The 17,693-nt window shown below is 59.6% G+C and carries 15 protein-coding genes; 7 read left to right on the top strand and 8 right to left on the bottom strand.

Annotated elements, in window-relative coordinates; translation table 11 throughout:
• Positions 1 to 12: 12 nt before the first annotated feature.
• From KIO76_RS24530 to KIO76_RS24520, 3 genes are all read right to left on the bottom strand, one after another.
• Positions 13 to 1,596, bottom strand: coding sequence for an ABC transporter substrate-binding protein (locus tag KIO76_RS24530; RefSeq protein ID WP_213326194.1), 1,584 nt, complete (start codon positions 1,594 to 1,596; stop codon positions 13 to 15).
• A 67-nt stretch (positions 1,597 to 1,663) separates the two neighbouring features.
• On the bottom strand, positions 1,664 to 2,380 hold the full coding sequence (locus tag KIO76_RS24525; protein WP_213326193.1) for a DUF2848 family protein: 717 nt from the start codon (positions 2,378 to 2,380) through the stop codon (positions 1,664 to 1,666).
• Positions 2,381 to 2,416: 36 nt separating this feature from the next.
• Complete coding sequence (locus tag KIO76_RS24520) at positions 2,417 to 3,142, bottom strand: SDR family NAD(P)-dependent oxidoreductase (RefSeq protein ID WP_213326192.1); 726 nt, start codon at positions 3,140 to 3,142, stop codon at positions 2,417 to 2,419.
• A 120-nt stretch (positions 3,143 to 3,262) separates the two neighbouring features.
• On the opposite strand from KIO76_RS24520, the gene KIO76_RS24515 reads away from it, so the two are divergent.
• The 5 genes from KIO76_RS24515 (at position 3,263) to KIO76_RS24495 (ending at position 10,972) form a co-directional block, all read left to right on the top strand.
• Positions 3,263 to 4,114 carry a GntR family transcriptional regulator gene (locus KIO76_RS24515; RefSeq protein WP_213326191.1) on the top strand — a complete coding sequence of 284 codons (852 nt, stop codon included), beginning with the start codon at positions 3,263 to 3,265 and terminating at the stop codon, positions 4,112 to 4,114.
• Between the two features lie 685 nt (positions 4,115 to 4,799).
• Positions 4,800 to 7,832, top strand: a complete 3,033-nt coding sequence (locus KIO76_RS24510) for a PAS domain S-box protein (RefSeq protein WP_213326190.1) — start codon at positions 4,800 to 4,802, stop codon at positions 7,830 to 7,832.
• Between the two features lie 322 nt (positions 7,833 to 8,154).
• Positions 8,155 to 9,606 (top strand): DUF7125 family protein, encoded by a 1,452-nt coding sequence (locus tag KIO76_RS24505; RefSeq protein ID WP_349629427.1) that lies wholly within the window; start codon positions 8,155 to 8,157, stop codon positions 9,604 to 9,606.
• Between the two features lie 34 nt (positions 9,607 to 9,640).
• Positions 9,641 to 10,015: a response regulator gene (locus tag KIO76_RS24500; protein ID WP_213326189.1), complete on the top strand. Its 375-nt coding sequence runs from the start codon at positions 9,641 to 9,643 to the stop codon at positions 10,013 to 10,015.
• A gap of 228 nt (positions 10,016 to 10,243) precedes the next feature.
• The gene (locus tag KIO76_RS24495; protein ID WP_213327096.1) at positions 10,244 to 10,972 is read left to right on the top strand and encodes a class I SAM-dependent methyltransferase; all 729 of its coding nucleotides are present in this window, start codon (positions 10,244 to 10,246) and stop codon (positions 10,970 to 10,972) included.
• 265 nt (positions 10,973 to 11,237) lie between these two features.
• Here the strand turns inward: KIO76_RS24495 and KIO76_RS24490 are convergent, their stop codons facing one another.
• Together KIO76_RS24490 and KIO76_RS24485 are read right to left on the bottom strand one after the other, a co-directional pair.
• A complete protein-coding gene (locus KIO76_RS24490) occupies positions 11,238 to 12,164 on the bottom strand; it encodes a manganese catalase family protein (protein ID WP_213326188.1) in 927 nt (308 codons plus the stop codon).
• 224 nt (positions 12,165 to 12,388) lie between these two features.
• Positions 12,389 to 12,646: a hypothetical protein gene (locus KIO76_RS24485; RefSeq protein WP_213326187.1), complete on the bottom strand. Its 258-nt coding sequence runs from the start codon at positions 12,644 to 12,646 to the stop codon at positions 12,389 to 12,391.
• 468 nt (positions 12,647 to 13,114) lie between these two features.
• Here KIO76_RS24485 and KIO76_RS24480 point away from each other — a divergent pair, with 468 nt between their 5' ends.
• Together KIO76_RS24480 and KIO76_RS24475 are read left to right on the top strand one after the other, a co-directional pair.
• Complete coding sequence (locus tag KIO76_RS24480) at positions 13,115 to 14,479, top strand: S41 family peptidase (RefSeq protein ID WP_213326186.1); 1,365 nt, start codon at positions 13,115 to 13,117, stop codon at positions 14,477 to 14,479.
• Between the two features lie 152 nt (positions 14,480 to 14,631).
• Positions 14,632 to 15,384 (top strand): SDR family oxidoreductase, encoded by a 753-nt coding sequence (locus tag KIO76_RS24475; RefSeq protein ID WP_213326185.1) that lies wholly within the window; start codon positions 14,632 to 14,634, stop codon positions 15,382 to 15,384.
• A 76-nt stretch (positions 15,385 to 15,460) separates the two neighbouring features.
• Here the strand turns inward: KIO76_RS24475 and KIO76_RS24470 are convergent, their stop codons facing one another.
• From KIO76_RS24470 to KIO76_RS24460, 3 genes are all read right to left on the bottom strand, one after another.
• Positions 15,461 to 16,387, bottom strand: coding sequence for an SRPBCC family protein (locus KIO76_RS24470; protein WP_213326184.1), 927 nt, complete (start codon positions 16,385 to 16,387; stop codon positions 15,461 to 15,463).
• The gene (locus KIO76_RS24465; RefSeq protein ID WP_213326183.1) at positions 16,384 to 16,725 is read right to left on the bottom strand and encodes an ArsR/SmtB family transcription factor; all 342 of its coding nucleotides are present in this window, start codon (positions 16,723 to 16,725) and stop codon (positions 16,384 to 16,386) included. Before KIO76_RS24465 ends, KIO76_RS24470 begins: the two co-directional genes overlap by 4 nt.
• 250 nt (positions 16,726 to 16,975) lie before the next feature.
• Positions 16,976 to 17,458, bottom strand: a complete 483-nt coding sequence (locus KIO76_RS24460) for an iron chaperone (protein ID WP_249730025.1) — start codon at positions 17,456 to 17,458, stop codon at positions 16,976 to 16,978.
• Positions 17,459 to 17,693: the final 235 nt, after the last annotated feature.

Raw genomic sequence — 17,693 nt, 5'->3', positions numbered from 1 at the left:
GTCGGAGGCTCATCAGCTCTTTTCGATGCGCAGGTCGACCCAGCGCTCATGCAGGTCCGGCTGCCACACCCAGCCACGGATATTGGGCGCCATGGACTCGAACGACCCCGGATAGAGCGTCATCAGCCAGGTCGCGTCCGTGGTGTGAATACGCTGAGCCTCGCGGATCATCGCATTGCGTTTGTCGGGATCGATCTCGATGCGGGCCTTGTCCACCAGCGCGTCGAACTCCGGATTGCGATAGTCGTTGCGGTTGGACGCGCCCTGCGAATGGGCGTTTAGATAGAGCGTATACACGCCATCGAGCACGATCGGATTGTCGAGGAACGTGAAGCAGGGCAAATCGCGCCGGTTCGGGGCGGTGCGCGCCCGCATGTCGGCATCTGTGATCTGCTTCAGTTCAAGCGTGATGCCGACTTTCTGGAACTGGCTTCTGAGCTGGATGACCAGCGGCTCCTCCCACCAGAAGATCTGCGAGTATTCGACAGTGACGGTGAGGCCGTTGGGATGGCCGGCCTCGGCCAAGAGCGCCTTGGCCTTCTCGATATCGGTGTCAAAGACCCAGGCGCTGCCGTCGTGCCCTTCTATCGCGGGCGGAACGATGGATTTGGCCTGCGTGCCGAGCCCCTCGAAGACAGATTGATTGAGCGCGTTATAGTCCGTGGCATAGAGCAGCGCCTGACGGACCCGCCTGTCCTTGAACGGGTCGAAATTCATATTCATGCGCACGGAGGCGTGGCCAGTGCCTTCCTCCCGCTCCACGCGAACCCTCTTGTCGCGCTGCAATTCGACGATCTGGCGCTGGGTGAGTTCCTCTGTCCAGTGCGCCTGGCCTGAACGCATCAAAGCGACCCGGTTGGCGGCAGAGGGAACCTCACGATAGATGACGCGCTGGAAGTGTGGTTTGCCGGCGAAATAATTCGGATTGGCGACGAATGTCGCGTCCGCCCCCGGCCGCAATTGCTGCAGATGATACGGCCCAAAGCCGGCCGTGTTCTGGTCCAGCCACTTCAGCGCCCACGGATCGTCGGCCGTGGCATGCTCTTTCGCGACCTTCGAATCGTAGATGCTCGGTGTGTAGAGAGTCAGCGCACGCAGGAAAAGCAAGCTCGGATCAGAAAGCGTGAACCGCACCTCGTAAGGTGAGACCGCCTCGACCTTTGTTACCGACGAGACACGTGCAATAAATGCGCCCGTACGGTTCTGTGCTAGCGACTTGTTCCAGCCCCAGACCACGTCTTCGGCGGTCATCTCATTGCCAAAAAAGCTTTTGGCACCTTGCCGCAGCTTGAAAGTATAAACTTTTCCGTCAGGCGAAACGGTCCAGCTCTCGGCCAGATGCGGCTCCACCTTGGAGCCGATGATACGCTCGCGCCCGTCACTGCCCGGCGCACGGGCATAGCGGGTCAATCCTTCATAGACCTGCACCACGACGTTCTGCGTGTTTGGCTTCAGGGAATCGCCATCGAACCCGCCGGGCGTGCGTGTCGCCGCGACCACGAGCGTCGTGCCGGACTGCGCATGGGCGGACCTTAACACGGTGGGGGCAGCCAGGGCCGCGCCTGAGAGCTTGGTAAAGGAGCGACGTGTCAGCATCGAGAGAACTCCTGAAAACACATGGCTGGCGAACTGGGCTGGTAAAAGGAGCTAGCGAAAAGGTGGGCTACAGGCGCTTCTCCAGCGGCACACGGAAGCCGGGCTTGATCTCATTCATGAGGTTGACGACATCGTAGCCATGGCGAATGACATCGCCATCGGGCTGGGCCATCTCGAACTCCCAGCGCCGGCCGAAGCCGATGGACTTGTCGAGCGCGGCAACCGTGCCGCCGAATACGCAGAAATCGCGCGCCGGAAGATCGAGGATCCGTTCCTTCAACGTATCCAGCATGGCCTCTGGCGAGAGAAACACGTTTGCCAGACATTCCTGATAGAGCCGTCCGTCCACCCAGGAGCGCATGGAAAAGCTGTCCCAGCGGTCTTTGACATCAGACCAGCGCCAGAGCTTGGGGGCGAGCACGTTGGCGCAGGCCTGCTTGCTCCAGACGATGCTGGTGCGCTCCAGCGCACGGTCGGTGTGATCGCTGCCAACGCCGACATAGATCTCGTCGGTCACCACGATGACAATCTCGACCTCACCAGAGGTTTCCTCGCCCTGAACGGTAATCTCGCCCGCCGTCGAGATGTTCTCGGCTCCAATCGGATAAATACGGGGCGCTGGAATATCGAAGGCAATGGCTACCCCGATTTTCTTGACTTCATCTTGGTGCGCAACAGCGATATCCGCCGTGCGTGTGGCGGAGCCGAGATTGTAGCAGCGTTTCAGCTCAAGGACCTCCCTGCGCACACGCCCGTTCTCGACCAGATCAACCGTCACGCTCATCTTGTACTCCCTGCTGGCGGCTTCTTCCGCGCCGCGTTAATCCATGCGAATACCGCCATTCACCGGTAAGACGACACCCGTGATGTAAGACGCTGCCGGCGAAAGCAGAAACAGCGCAGCAGCAGCAACCTCGTCGGCCGTGCCATGACGCCGCAATGGCACGATCCTGTCGTACGCGGCCTTGCGATCTTCCGGGTGGCCGGCAGTCATCGGCGTTGCGATGGCGCCGGGGGAAATGCAGTTCACGGTGATATCACGCGGCGCAAGTTCCTGCGCCATCGACTTGGTCAGCGCTTCCACCCCCGCCTTGGAAGCGGCATAGGCCCCGCCCGTAATGACGCCCCCGGAGCGTGCGGCAAGCGAGCTCATCGTAACGATGCGGCCGCCGTCGACAAGCCAATCCTGCGCCGCGCGGCAGCAAAGGAATGTACCTGTCAGGTTGACGGCAAGAACTTCCTGCCAACGCGCCAATGTAATTGTGGCGAGCTTTCCGGTATCGACGATACCAGCCGCGATGATCAGCCCTGTAATACGAGGGTGCGCCGAACGCGCCTCGGCAAATGCTGCCGAGACTGACGTCTCATCCGCGATATCGAGTGAGATCGCCATCCCGCCCATATTCGTGGCGAGATCACCAATGGCGACCGCATCACGATCCATGACGATGAGATCCGCCCCTTCGCCAAGCTGTTCGACGATTGCGCGCCCTATACCCCCGGCTGCACCGACGATGCAGTACACCGGCCGTTCGCGATTGTGCATCGGTTCCCGTGGAGTGCTCTGGATTTTCTCTTCTGTTCTATTAATGGAACAGATAGGGTCGGCTTGCAAGCGCGATTTCGACAAGGCAGAAGGAGGGGCTGCCCAGGATCGCAGAACCCTGTGACACTCGATCGAGGAGAGACCTCCGCCAGCATGGCCAATCGCAGCCAGACGTCCCTTCCCCCTCACACGCAGATTGCACCGGTGGTGCCACTTTACCACCGCGTCTACACGGCGCTGCGCCAGCAGTTGATCGATGGGGCATTCGCGCCGGGCAAACCACTGCCCGGCGAGCTGAAGCTGGCCAAGGACCATGCCGTCGGCCGCGTCACCCTGCGCCGCGCGCTGCAACAGCTCGAAAGCGAAGGTTTGATCGTGCGCCGCCCTGGAGCGGGGACCTTCCCGGCCAAGCCCCGCATGCCGCAGCGTTCGCGAGCCCAATTGCATGGCTGGCTGGAGCCGGTGGTTTCCGTCGCGGATGGGACGGGCGTCCAGGACTTCTCATTTGATATGGTGCAGGCGCCCGTTGAGGCGTCGGAGGCGCTTGAACTCACGCCGGGCGCCTATGTGCTGCGCATCCGGCGCACACGCCTGGTCGACGGAGAACCTGTCATCTTCGCAACGATCTATATTCCGGAGCACTACGCCCATCTCTTCAGCGCGGAGACCATGGACAAGCGCACGACCACCGAGGTGCTGGAAGCTTCCGGGGTACCGCTGGCCACCATCGATCAGTCCCTGTCCGCGCGGGTCTGCGATGGCATCGTGGCAGGATGCCTCGGCCTCACGATCGGCACGGCGCTCATCTTCGTCAGGCGGACCCTCCGGGATATCGACGGGCATCCCGTCGAATATTTCGAATCCTATTATCGGCCGGACCGCTACGAATATCGGCAAAGGCTTTCACGCATCGACGACACCGACACCGAACGAGGCGGCTGGCTGGCGGTGAGCGCGACCGGTCAAGGATAGTGGCGAACAGCTGGCCGGGGTGTTGGGTAGAGGCCGGAAACCTTTCTTCTTCCGCCAAGGCTAAGCCTTCACGAGACGTCCGTTAGACGCTTCGGTCTCGTCAGCAAGGACAGGCTTCGGTCTGGCGCATGAGCTCCAATGACGAAAATCGGCGGAACGCCGGGCGATCCGTCTGCCCTGCGGCTTTGTGTGGAGATCTTGCCGGCCGATACCGCCCGAGGGATGGATCAGTCCCAACCCAGGGTCTTTGCTGTAGGCATCAAGACGAGTCTCCTGCAGTATTGCTGATCACTTGTATAAAACTGCGACCCATCGGAGCTCAATGTTCCGGTCTGATGAACCTCTCAGGTGAGCCTATGGGTTCTTGCTCGCCATCCACCTGACAGAAGAATGAGAAAGGTGCTTGGGTAGAGCTGCAAGCACGCTAAGATCTCAATCCGACGCACGCGAAAGCGACATATCCGACGAAGCGGCCCCTGAACGAGACTGAGCCTGGATGATTGAAGAACCTGAGGCCCTTGCCTTCCTCGACGACAGCCCCATGGCAGATCTGATTCGCTCCTTTCCCTGGAGCCGGACCTCGCTGGGACCGCTCGCTCTCTGGGATCCCGCCATCAAGTCTGTAATCGGGATGACGCTGCGATCGCCGCTGCCTATCGTGACGCTGTGGGGTGAAGACGGCATAATGATCTACAACGATGCCTATTCGGTCTTCGCAGGCGCTCGGCATCCTTCGCTGCTTGGGTCAAAAGTGCGAGAAGGATGGCCTGAAGTCGCGGATTTCAACGACAACATCATCAAGACGGTCTTTCGGCACCGAAGAACTCTCTCCTATCAGGATCAGAAGCTGACGCTCGATCGTGGCCATGGTCCGCAGCCGGCTTGGCTGGACCTCGCTTACTCGCCGGTGGTCGCAGAAAACGGAACTTCGCTCGGCGTCATCGCGATCGTTGTGGAGACAACAGACCGAATCCTGACGGATCGCCAGTTGCAGGACGAGCGCATACGCCTGCGCCAGATGTATGAGCAATCCGCCTCGTTCATGGCCCTCCTCGAAGGTCCTGAATACCGTTTTGCTTTGGTCAATGCGGCCTACCAATCACTGGTCGGGGGCCGCGAAGTCATTGGCAGAACCGTCGCAGACGCTCTGCCGGAAGCTATCGCGCAGGGATACGGGGACTTGCTGGATAGGGTTTATCACACCGGCAAACCTCACTACGCGCACAGCGCGCCGTTCGATCTGTTGTTATCCGAAGGCACCTCTCCCGAGAGGCGCTACGTTGATTTCATCTATCAGCCGATCTCCGATACGAGCGGCCGCGTGACCGGCATTTTCGTCAACGGTATCGATGTCACGGAAAGCGTAGCGGCCCAAGAGGCGCTCCGCACGAGCGAAGCCCGCTTCCGGACCTTCGCCCAGGCCATGCCCAATCAAGTGTGGACCTCACGAGGAGACGGGCTTCTGGATTGGTTCAACGACCAGGTCTGCACATATAGCGGCCGAACACCCGAAGAGCTCGCAGGCAAGGGCTGGATCGATATTGTTCATCCAGATGACCGTGCTAAGGCAGCACAGGTCTGGCGGGATGCACTCGCAAGTGCAGATCTCTTTGAAACTGAATATCGCCTCCGGCGAGTGGATGGCGACTATCGATGGCATTTGGCGCGCGCTTTACCTATCCGTAACGACGCTGGCGCAATCACGCAATGGATTGGGACCAATACGGAAATCCATGAGCAAAAGCTTACCGAAGCTGCCACGTCGCGCAACCTTGAGCGCATCTGGAATCTTTCGCCGGTTCTCAAGGTCATCGCCAGCCCGTCCGGGAAGATCTCGGCTGTCAATCCTGCATGGACGCGCACGCTCGGTTGGACTGCAGAAGAGACGGTAGGCCGTAACATCCTGCGCTTCGTGGCTCGGGAGAACCGACACGCGTCAGCCGGCAGGCTCAGAAAACTCAGTTCATCACCCGGGATGATCCGCTCTGAAAGCCCGATTCGCGCGAAAGATGGGACCAGGCGGCAGATCGCTTGGACGACCGTTCTCGACGCCGGCACCATCTACGGATTCGGACGTGATATCACGGCAGAAGTAGAGGCAGCCGCGGCCCTTGCCAAAAGTGAGGCGGCGCTCCTCCAAGCCCAGAAGATGGAAGCGATCGGGCAACTCACTGGTGGCATTGCGCACGACTTCAACAATCTCCTTCAGGTAGTAGGTGGCAATCTCCAACTTTTGGCGAAGGATGTTGAAGGCAACGAGAAAGCGGGACGACGGGTTCGCAATGCCATCGAAGGCGTAAACCGTGGCTCCCGGCTTTCTTCACAACTGCTTGCTTTCGGTCGAAGACAACCTTTGGCGCCCAAAGTGGTCAATCTCGCTCGCCTGATACGCGACATGGACGAGATGCTCCGCCGCGCCCTCGGCGAAGCCATTGAGGTGGAAACAATTGTTGGAGGCGGGCTGTGGAATACGTTGGTAGACCCGGGGCAGGTCGAGAACGCGTTGCTGAACCTGGCCATCAACGCGCGAGACGCGATGGAAGGTCGCGGCAAACTGACCATCGAAACAGGCAACGCGTTCTTGGACGACCTTTACGCCCGTGACCACGCAGATGTCACCCCTGGCCAATATGTCATGATGGCCGTGACAGACACTGGTTCGGGCATCCCGCCTGACGTGATCGGAAAGGTCTTTGACCCATTCTTTACGACAAAGTCGGAGGGCAAGGGAAGCGGACTTGGACTTTCGATGGTCTATGGATTCATCAAGCAGTCCGGCGGTCATATTAAGATCTACAGTGAGATCGGGGAAGGCACCACGGTAAAATTATACCTCCCGCGTTCCACCCAGAAGGAAGATGGGATCCATGCGCGCGACGCAGGCCCCGTCACCGGGGGAGAAGAAACGATACTCGTGGCGGAGGACGACGCTGCCGTTCGGCAAACCGTCGTCGAGACGCTTTCGGGGCTTGGCTACCGAGTCCTTCAGGCGTCGGACGCTGCTGCTGCACTCGCTATCCTGGAAAGCGGCATACATATCGACCTGCTCTTCACCGACGTGGTTATGCCGGGCTCGCTCAAATCAACGGAACTTGCCAAGAGGGCCATTCAACGACTGCCAAACCTGAAAGTTCTCTTCACCTCTGGCTATACGGAGAATGCGATCGTGCATGGTGGACGCCTCGATGAGGGCGTCGAACTTCTGAGTAAGCCCTACACGCGCGAGGCGTTGGCTTGGAAGCTTCGTGACCTGCTCGGCGGACCTGTCGTAAGGGATGTCGACCACACTCAAGGTGGGAGGGAAAACCAACCTCTTGCAGCACGACCCTCTCTCGACGCTGCGCCGGGCGCTCTTCTCATTGTGGTCTGTGAGGACGAGGCCCTCATTCGCATATCCTTGGTCGACATGCTTGAAGAGCTCGGCCACCGTGTCTTGGAAGCGGAGAACGCCAGCACTGCCTTGGCGCTGTTGGCCGCCAATGACGCGGACGTTTTGATGACCGACGTCGGCCTGCCGGATATGAACGGGATCGCGCTTGTCGAAGAGGCAAGAAAGATGCGGGAAGATCTTTCGATCGTCGTTGCGACCGGGCATTCCCACCTCGAGGGCTTAGACGCCGTCGGGAAGATACATGTTCTCTCCAAACCTTTTGACCGAGGGCAGCTGGCCGAGGTGATCTCAGAGCTGTGCGTCACGCGACCGCGGTCAGACTTGTAAGGTTTGCACTATCCTTACCCCTGGCATGGAGGCGTCGCTAGCGGTGGCGGCTGCGAGGGGGGTAGAAGGAAGAGGAGGATTACCGCAGACTGGTTCACGGACCACAAAAATTCATGTCGCCGGCCTCTATCACCTCGACCCGATTAACCGCAAGCCGAGCCTGTGCTCCCGAGCGGCCGACAGCTGGGATATGGATGAGCAGCAGCGTGTTATAGGCCGGCGTCGTCGAAGCTAGCCCCCGGATAGACCCTACTTGGCGCAAGCGCAGCCTCTTGGTTTTGACGTTGCAATGGCACGCCGCTTCAATAAGGTGCGGTAGCCATTGAGGGACAGCGCTTTGATAACGCAGCTTCGACGACTTCCAACGGGGATCCCCGGATTGGACGACATCCTAGGAGGCGGCTTTGTCGAGGGCGCTTCCTATATCATTCAAGGGCAGCCCGGCGCCGGGAAAACTATTTTTGCGAATCAGGTCGCGTTCTCCACCATTGGTGCAGGCAGAAAGGTCATCTACGTGACCTTGTTGGCGGAAACCCACGACCGTCTCTTCCAGAGCCTGAGCACGGTGGAGTTTTTCAGCCGTGAGCGTCTGGGCAACGAAATATCCTACATCAGCGTTTTCCAGACGCTCCGCGATGAGGGCCTTGCAGCCGTCGTGACGCTGCTGCGCAATGAGATAAAACGGCAAGAGGCCACGCTGCTGGTCTTCGACGGGCTGTTGAACGCCCGCGATAGGGCGAACACCGACCTCGACGTCAAAACTTTTGTAGCCGCTGTACAAAGCCAAGCAGCATTCGTCGGATGTACGGTGCTATTTCTGACGAGCGCGAGTGTCACCGAAGATAGTCCAGAGCACACGATGGTCGATGGAGTCATCGAGCTTCACGACGAACTCGTCGGCGTGCGAGCCGTTCGGCGCCTTCAGGTTAAGAAGTCCCGCGGCAGCGCAGCGCTAGGCGGGTATCATCAGTTCGAAATTTCGAGCGGGGGTGTCCGGGTTTTCCCTCGACTGGAATCGGTTGCCGGCGAAGAAAAGCTCGACATAGAACACCGGCGTCTTACTTCAGGTGTCGCGGGCTTGGATCAACTGCTGGGAGGTGGTGTTCCCGCCCAATCAGTGACGCTTCTGTTCGGCCCGTCTGGCAGTGGGAAGACAACGTTCGGTTTGAACTTCCTCGCCCAAGCGAATGCATCAGAGCCCGCGCTCCATTTTGGCTTTTACGAGCCCCCTCCACGTTTAATTGCAAAGGGCCTGGCGCTTGGGCTCGATCTGGAAAGCGCGGTCAGATCTGGTCACCTTGAAGTGCTGTGGCATCCGCTGAAAGAGAATCTCGTGGACAAGCTTGGACATACGCTTCTCGCGGAGGTTCGGCGCAGGAAAGTCAAACGGCTCTTTATCGATGGAATTGGAGGGTTCGAACGGGCAGCGATCTACCGGCCGAGACTGGTTGAATTTTTCACAGCGCTGAGCAATGAACTCCGCGCTCTCGGTGTGACAACCGTCGCCACGTGGGAGCTACGCGATATTTTTGGACCAACAGTCACAGCACCCGGCCCAGAAATGTCGAGCCTCGTCGACAATTTGATCATGCTCCGCCAAGTCGAGCTGAAATCGCATATCAAGCGCGTCATCTCGGTTCTTAAGGTGCGGGACAGCGTCTTCGAAGCTGTAATGCATGAGGTCTTCATCGGGAACCAGGGCTTGAGCGTCGCGTTTCCGCTTGAGCCAGTCGGCGGTGCGGCAACGGGGATGGCTCAACCATTGGAGCACTGACCGCCGTGAAGAACTTGCAACGAGATGGCCGACTATGGCGGTGATAGTGGTCGCAGAGGACGAGTTCCTGCTAGCCGACATGCTGGTGATCTCTTTGGAGGATGCTGGTCACTCAGTCTTTGCTGCGCCTAATGGCAAGGCAGCGCTCGCGGCGGCGATCGAACATAACGCCGATCTCATCATCACAGATTTCATGATGCCCGTCTGGACCGGCCTTGAGTTCGCCACAGCCGTCAGACAGACGGCCGGCATCTCGGACGTTCCAATCATTTTGGTCAGCGGAGCTCAAGCCAGCATTGCGCGAGGCCACCCGGAAATCTTCGATGCTGTGGTGGACAAGCCCTACGCGCTGGAGGGTCTTCTCGAACTGGTGGAGCGCCTGTTGCGCGATGGTCGTGGCGGAGACTAGGGGCCGAAGACCGTGTTGACGCCCCCGGGCCTGCAGAATATCCTTGGACCAATGGTTGAGAAGGATACTCATATTGTCGCCCGGTTGGCCGGCATCCCAGTAGGCGGGATGTCGGGAAATCGGCCGCAATAAACGATCGATAGCGGACGGTACCTTGGCCTCGCCCTCGTGGACGAGGCTTTCGGCATGAGCGCTGTGCCTCGTCCATCGTCATGGATGGAGTTTATCATGGCACAAAATATCTACGACAATCCCGAATTCTTTGCTGGCTACAGCCAGTTGCCCCGTCAGGTGCGTGGTCTGGACGGCGCCCCCGAGTGGCCTGCCATCCGCGCGATGCTCCCCGATCTGGCCGGCAAACGTGTGGTTGATCTCGGATGCGGATTCGGCTGGGCTTCGCGGTGGATGCGCGGCCAAGGTGCCGCTTCGGTCCTGGGCCTTGACCTGTCCGAAAACATGATCCGCCGCGCGAAAGCCGACACGAACGATGCCGAAATCGAGTATCGGATTGTCGATATTGAGAGCTTAGATCTGCCGAAGTGCGCTTTCGATCTCGCTTACAGTGCACTGACTTTCCATTACATCAGAGACTTCCAGAGGTTGGTGGAAATGCTCTATCAGGCTTTGACACCAGGCGGAGCGCTCGTGTTCACGATCGAGCATCCCATCTTCATGGCGGCGTCCAATCCTCACTGGATCACTGACGAGGACGGACGTAAGACGTGGCCAGTCAACCGATACTCCGACGAAGGCGAACGGCGCACTGACTGGTTTGCCAGGGGGGTGCTGAAGTATCACCGGACCCTTGGGACCACACTGAACACCCTCATCAAGGCTGGCTTCACGCTTCAGGCCGTGAAGGAATTCGCGCCCTCCGCGGAGCAGATCAGAGCCAACCCGGAACTGCGAGATGAAATCGAGAGGCCGATGATGCTTCTCATATCGGCAGCACGTTAGCACGCTGACGCGCACGCTCATCGCAGCGCGCATCAAGAACCACGGCTGGCCTCGAATATTGCCCAGCTCCCTAGGCATCATGCTCTGGCAGTCATCAAACCTCGCGCGGTGAAGGCGCTTAGCGGGAGCGTGAGCACTTTAAAAAGCGTTGGGGCCTGGGTATTCGAAGCTGCAGAGCAGACCGTCGAGGCGTCTTCAAGATCGGCCGAGGGGCGCCTCCGACGCCCCAGCGCGGCGCGTCGAAGGCGGGACGAGATGAAGGCGCTCAGCGAGATTTTTGCCAGAGCTTCTGTGCAATCTCGAACATTTCTTCTGGAGCGTAATCCGGCGTGAAGGCGGATGGCGTGCCGGTCAGATCGTGAATTTTTCCGCCATCGGGCGCGCCCTCGACTACCTCGAGTTCGCCTGGCGGATCATCTGGAAGGGCCACTTCACCGTTCCCCCAGATCCCGGCGACGTCTTTGAAGTCAGCCGGGCTAAACGTGTACAATCTGCGATGCGAACCCTCAGCAAGATATTTCTGACATTCGGGAATTTTGTCCAATGGAATATTGGGCGTAGGCAGGAATTTTTCGAGTTCCACGCCGGTGATTTTCTTCAACGCCAGAGCGTAAGCGTGAGCATGCACAGATCCTCTGACGAGGAGATACCCACATACTTCCCGGCCGGTCGGGTCGGTGAGGGATTCGTAGACACGAAGTTTATGGAGCCTCGCCCCGCATTCGAGGTGGAAGTTGTGAAGGAGATCGACAACGACGTTGCCCGTTGTCGTTACCATGTCCACGTTCCAGGATTGGGCGTTGCTGTTGACAGGCACAGCTCCGCCGGCATGGGAAAAGAACGCGCCAGCAAGACGTGCATCCTTCATCATTTCATAGGGCGCTGCGGATATGTCGCCGCCATCTCCAGCATCGCCTCCTTCCTTATCTGGTCCGTTCGCAAGCATCGCGACACCGTTGCTGACGAGCTCGACATGGCCGAGTTCCTCGGCCGTTATAGCTGCAACGAGGCTGTAGAACGGACGCAACTTGCTCTTGCTGCGGAAGTTGAAGCTCTGAAAGAGATAGTTGCCTAAGGTGGACATCTCACCGTATTTCCCACCGAGCAGCTCTTGCAGCGCGGCAGCAGCATTAACATCTTGCATTTTCGGGGCGGGAAGCTCCACTTGGAGCTTGTCGACGCGTAGAAACATTTTAGCCTCCTAGCCAACTAAAGCGGTGGGGCAGATAAAGGCACGCTCCGTAGGGAACCGGAGTGCTCGCTGAATGTTCCTGCACGACCGAGAGGCAAAGCAGAGCCCCTGCCCTTCTCCCGCTAGTCCGCCATCGGCTAACGCGTCCATTGGTCTTTAAAGTTAACCGTCGTTCCAGGGCTCAGGCGACGGGGAAAGCCGGAATCACCGATGTCGCGACGACCTTAGTCGCTAGGCGGGCGTGGCGCGCTCCATCGGCATTGCTCATACCATGCCAGCATGGCAATCAGACGGCCGCGGTCCATCTTCCGCATGTCCTGCTGACGTTCCTCTTGTTCCAGTCGTGCCATGACCCCAGTCGCGCCCACGCCCGAAAAGGTCAGCAGGGAGGCGAGTTCGTGCAGCCGCGCAATACGGTACTCGCCATCTCTGATGTGGCGCTCAGCGAGCCTTAACTGCTGCCGCACGGATTCCCGATTCATGCGACCCCCATCGCAAGAAAAGTTCCTCGCGGTTCATAGCCGATCGCGCCGCTCTGACCAAGCTTGTAGCAGGTGACGGGATTGGCGCTGGCTCGAGCAGTAAACCATAGCAATACCGGGGAGAGAGGCTGGATCACGGTCAGTGCAACGGGGAATTCAGGCGCCTGCCATTGAGCTTGCCGTTACTCGTCCGGTCCCCATCGGCCCGATCCCGTGCTAAGGAGAGGAAGATGCCGCGCGACCCACAGGCCATGTCAGCCAACCGGTGCGCAGCCCCCTGAGGAGCCTTGCATGCTGCGTCTTGCAAAGACTTTGATTGTCCTTTCGTCATGCTGGACAATGATGGCGTCGGCTGCTCCCGCCCAAGACGCACCTCTCGGTCCAAGCGAGCGATTTGCGGGCGAAGCCCGCATGGGTGCGCAACCACCGCTTCCGGTCCACCTTGAGCTGAACAGGTCGGGAGAGAGGGTGACGGGCAAAGTCTCTATTCCAGGCGGAGGCTTCGAACTGCTCGACGCCAGCGGAAGCACGACGATCTCCGGACGTTTCCGTGGCGCTGGCGGCAATGGCGCGCTCGTTCTGCGGGTGGATGGCGACAGGCTCACAGGCGAGTTCGACCTTGGAGGTCAGGCAGGCGTGATTGATGCGCGGCGAACAGAGGCCGATGCGCAAACGTTCTTCCGGCCACCGGAGCAACGGTTGGACATTGCAACCGATCAATGGCTGGGGGACCTCGACGCGCTGGTTCGTATCTTGAAAAGCGAGCATGGCGCGCCCTTCCGTCGTGTTTCCACCGACCAGTTCGACCGTGAAGTCGCACGCACACGCAGCGCTATTCCCCGCCTCAGCGGTATAGAAGTCGCATTGGAATTCCGGCGACTGGGAGCGCTAATTGGCGATGGTCATACGTCGGTCGACCTCCCGAACGGGCTGCCGCGGTTTCCGCTCGAGTTCTATGTCTTCGACGACGGGGTGCGGGTCGTCAGCACGGCGCCTGAATTTTCGCAGCTGATGGGAGCCAAATTGACCGCCATCAACGATGTTCCGGTTAGCGGCGTGATTGCGCGGCTACGTGCCTTTGTCGCTGCGGGGGAGACGGACTGGTTCTATCGCAGCACCATGCCCGACCTGGTCATCCGTCCGAACGTTTTGCGCGCTGCAGGGATCGGCGAGGGTCCAGCGTTTTCTTTTACTTTCGAGACAGACCAAGGGCAGAACCGCGAAAATCTAACCGCAACCGAGGTTTTAGGGCGAGTTATACAAGATGCCGGAAAGCCTCTATGGCGCCGAAACGTGGAGAAAGACTTTTGGAGCGAGCGGCTTAACGACGGCAGCGTCTATGTGAACTGGCGCTCATATGACGATTTGACAGATCATGCCAAAGCGTTGCTGCATGACATGAACACAAAGCGCCCAAACCGGCTCATCGTAGACCTGCGTGATAATGATGGTGGGGACTACAATGCGGGGCGGAAGCTTATCGATGAGATCAGACATCGTCCCTGGCTCAACAAGCGGGGCGTGCTCTACGTTCTGATTGGCCGCAAAACATTCTCAGCAGCGATGACCAACGCGATCGACTTCAAGACGCTGACCGAAGCCACCCTTATCGGCGAGCCGGCGGGAGCGGCGCCGAACAACTGGCAGGAGGTGCGCCGGTTCAACCTTCCAAACTCCGGCCTGCGTGTTGGTGTTTCCACCCGCTACTATGCATTTCTTCCAGGCGCTCCTGAACTCCGCCCGGATCACCTTGTCCCGCCCGTCCTCAGTGACTGGGGCGCTGATGTGGACAGTGCTGTGCGCTTCGTAGTGGAGCGGCCCATGCCCCATTGAGATTGGCGCAAGCCGCGCCTTACCTCACTGTTCGGTGATCATCGAGAAGAAAAATTCGAGAGCAGGAATCGGGTCGCCGGCGCTCCAAGGTCATGACACTGTTTCCCCGGAATTGGCCAAAAGGCTGGATCACGAGAAACAGGACATAGTTCATGGAACTCGAAAATAAATCGATCATCATAACTGGCGCGAGCAGCGGAATAGGAGCAGCGGCAGCGACGTTGTTTGCGGCGGAGGGCGCCAATTTGGTCCTCGGCGCGCGGCGAGAGGCGGAACTTGATGCGCTCGCGTCGGCTATCGGCGGGGGCAAGGCCGTATACCTGGCGGGCGACGTTCGCGACCGCGGATATACCGAAGCTCTTGTTCAACTGGCCGCAGAAGAGTTCGGTCGTCTGGACGGCGCCTTCAACAACGCCGGCATCGTGGGCGACATGACATCGGTCACCGATATGGACATCGGCAACTGGAACGAGGTCATTGCGACCAACCTGACGGCTGCGTTCCTGGCTGCGAAAGCACAGATACCGGCGATGCGAAAGCAGGGCGGCGGCTCGATCGTATTCACCTCCTCTTTCGTCGGTTTCAGTAATGGCGGGCTGCCGGGCATGGGCGCCTATGCAGCCTCGAAGGCCGGATTGATCGGACTGGTCCAGTCGCTCGCCTCCGACCATGCTGCCGAGAACATTCGCGTGAATGCCCTATTGCCTGGGGGCACGATCACCCCTGCTGGCGGCGAGAACAATCCTGACGTGATGGCGTTCATCTCCAACCTTCATCCGATGAAGCGAATGGCGAAAGCCGAGGAGATCGCCCAGGCCGCGGTGTTCCTCCTGTCCGATCGCTCAAGCTTCATGACGGGCAGTCCGATGATAGCAGACGGCGGAATGTCCGTTCGGCTGACATAAACGTCGCCAAGATGGCCTATCGCGCCAAATCGCACGCCGGAATTGAGTCTCCAATGCGGGCGACCGCCGCGGCCTTTCAGCGTGATAGAATGAAGCGCTCCAGTTTCCCAAGGGTTTGCAGGCCGAGTTCGACCGCACCGAAGCCCTTGGCTTCCTGGAACTCGGCCTCGGTGGAGAATACCATGCCCAGCGTCACCCGCGTCCCACCGTCGTGGTCCTCGAACGAGGCCCAGGCGTCGGCATGTTTCGGGCCGTTCTCTCCCCATAGGAGCGTATAGCCAATCCCCTCCTCCGGCCGAACCTCAGTATAGAGGTGATGGTTCGGGAAGACCGTTCCATCGGCGGCAATCATGTTGAATACCCACTCACCGCCTTTGCGCAGATCAATCCTCTTCGTGCGGCAGGAGAATCCGTCTGGTCCCCACCACTGCGGCAGCGCCACAGGATTCATCCAGGCGCTCCAGACGACGCGTCGCGGGGCTTGGATGACACGTTGTAGCACCATTGTCCGGCGTGCCGTTGCCGCGAGATTGTCCAGCCCCGCGCTGAAGCCTTGCCGGTACCCCGGCTCCATGTCTGCGGCCAGCGAAGAAAGCTGTACCGTCACGGTGACGCGGCTTTGCTCATCCCCGCCTGAGAAATCGGCCGTAACCAGCGCCGCTGATCGCGTTGCCCCGCTACTGGAGACCACCTCATAGTTGACGCTGCGGACCGCCGTTTCCAACACAAGCCAGCCACATTCACAAAGGAGGTCCGGCTCGCCCGCGACCTTGCAGAGCGAGACTTCTCGACCGCCAATCTTTGTGTCCGCCTCCAGAAACTCCACGGTGACCGAGGGCGCGGGAGCGGCCCAAACTTGTCGGGCGGCGGGCGCCGTCCACGCCTGCCACAGCGCGGACAGGGGCGCCGCGACGTCCCGTTCGAAAGTCAGCGTCGCAAAACGGCCTTGCCCACCATCGGTCGTCGGTAAAGCCTCGCCACCGAGATCGGATTTCGCTGTCATTCCGTGCGTTCCTTCATAACGTTCATCACAAAAGCATCCAACCGGTCGAGCCGGGCTTCCCAGATGGCCCGCTGCTCGTCGAGCCACGTCCGTACTGGATTCAGAGCTTCGGGCACGATCGCGCAGGTGCGTATCCGCCCGTCCTTGGAGGTGGCAATCAATCCTGCGTCCTCGAGCACCGCGAGGTGCCGCATCACCGTAGGCAGGCGCAGTCCCGTGGGGCCTGCCAGATCCGTCACCCGCGCAGGCCCTTCAGCCAGTCTTGTGAGCATCGATCGGCGCGTTGGATCAGCCAAAGCGTGGAAGAGCAGCGAGAGATTAGGATCATGCTTAGCCATAATGCTAACTATCTCTCACTGTCACGGCACGCAAGAGAAAACTTCGCCAAGTCACTAAGTTTTGCCGGCCTATGCCGGACCTATAAGGTGACCTGCCATTGCGGGCCTGCTTTAAAGGCGCGCAACGATGTCCCCGCGCGAGCTGGCGCATCGTCGAGTATGAGAGTTTCCGTGAGCGGGGTGGGATGACCGCAATCGCCCCGACGTCGGCTGTCGGATTCAAGTGAATTCGTTGATCTCGACCGCTGCCCTATCCGATGAGAGAGCGGATTTTTCGCGGCCTTTCCGCATCAAGCAGCATCTTGACGCTTCGGTTGGAGAGGGCGCCGCGACAGCTCTCATGGCGCGGATGACGGACACCGCGGCGTTCGCCGTTCACACCCCAAGATCTCTTCGCGAAGCAAGGGCGAGGGCAGCGACAAGTTCGCCTGAGATTGGCTTTTTCCGGGGAGAAGGTGACGCCCGTCTTCGTGGCCTTGAGCCCGGCTGCGGCAAGGTCTTCCGAATATGCGCTGATGGCGCCCTTACTGACGTAGAGTCCGCACTGTTTGCTGAAGGCAGCATAGCCGGCGATGATCACATTCGCTAAACTGAACCCCGGCATGTCATATCGAATGATCTCTTCCGCGTCAGGCAGGGTTTGCGCGAGCCGGGCCCGCAAGAGCATCAGCAGCGGCCGGAGCGTTTCGGGTGCCGCAGCAATATAGGCGTCATGGTCGGCAAACGCGGTCATGGGTTATCATCGACAATCGGACGCACTCGCGCAAGCGGACAGATGTGCGCGATCCCAACAGGTCCATCCAACAGCTGCCATTGCGCTTTACAGCTGGCCGGCGCTGACGGGCTCATCACGCCCAACGAAGCGGCTCGTCCCAATGCTGGCCGGCGTCGGCCACCGGAGCGGCCGTATGCTCCTGGGTCATTCAGGCGCGGCGTGCCGGCGAACTGCTGACATCAGCCGGCACTGA

Source organism: Chelatococcus sp. YT9, from assembly GCF_018398315.1.
In the GTDB taxonomy this organism is placed as follows: Bacteria; Pseudomonadota; Alphaproteobacteria; order Rhizobiales; family Beijerinckiaceae; genus Chelatococcus.
Note: the sequence above shows the minus strand (reverse complement) of the source record. Positions and strands in the feature narration are given on the sequence as shown.

Coding starts and splice junctions, on each gene's coding strand:
- KIO76_RS24530 (WP_213326194.1), bottom strand. CDS start 1,596: ATGCTGACACGTCGCTCCTTTACCAAGCTCTCAGGCGCGGCCCTGGCT.
- KIO76_RS24525 (WP_213326193.1), bottom strand. CDS start 2,380: ATGAGCGTGACGGTTGATCTGGTCGAGAACGGGCGTGTGCGCAGGGAG.
- KIO76_RS24520 (WP_213326192.1), bottom strand. CDS start 3,142: ATGCACAATCGCGAACGGCCGGTGTACTGCATCGTCGGTGCAGCCGGG.
- KIO76_RS24510 (WP_213326190.1), top strand. CDS start 4,800: ATGATCTACAACGATGCCTATTCGGTCTTCGCAGGCGCTCGGCATCCT.
- KIO76_RS24500 (WP_213326189.1), top strand. CDS start 9,641: ATGGCGGTGATAGTGGTCGCAGAGGACGAGTTCCTGCTAGCCGACATG.
- KIO76_RS24495 (WP_213327096.1), top strand. CDS start 10,244: ATGGCACAAAATATCTACGACAATCCCGAATTCTTTGCTGGCTACAGC.
- KIO76_RS24490 (WP_213326188.1), bottom strand. CDS start 12,164: ATGTTTCTACGCGTCGACAAGCTCCAAGTGGAGCTTCCCGCCCCGAAA.
- KIO76_RS24485 (WP_213326187.1), bottom strand. CDS start 12,646: ATGAATCGGGAATCCGTGCGGCAGCAGTTAAGGCTCGCTGAGCGCCAC.
- KIO76_RS24475 (WP_213326185.1), top strand. CDS start 14,632: ATGGAACTCGAAAATAAATCGATCATCATAACTGGCGCGAGCAGCGGA.
- KIO76_RS24470 (WP_213326184.1), bottom strand. CDS start 16,387: ATGACAGCGAAATCCGATCTCGGTGGCGAGGCTTTACCGACGACCGAT.
- KIO76_RS24465 (WP_213326183.1), bottom strand. CDS start 16,725: ATGGCTAAGCATGATCCTAATCTCTCGCTGCTCTTCCACGCTTTGGCT.
- KIO76_RS24460 (WP_249730025.1), bottom strand. CDS start 17,458: ATGACCGCGTTTGCCGACCATGACGCCTATATTGCTGCGGCACCCGAA.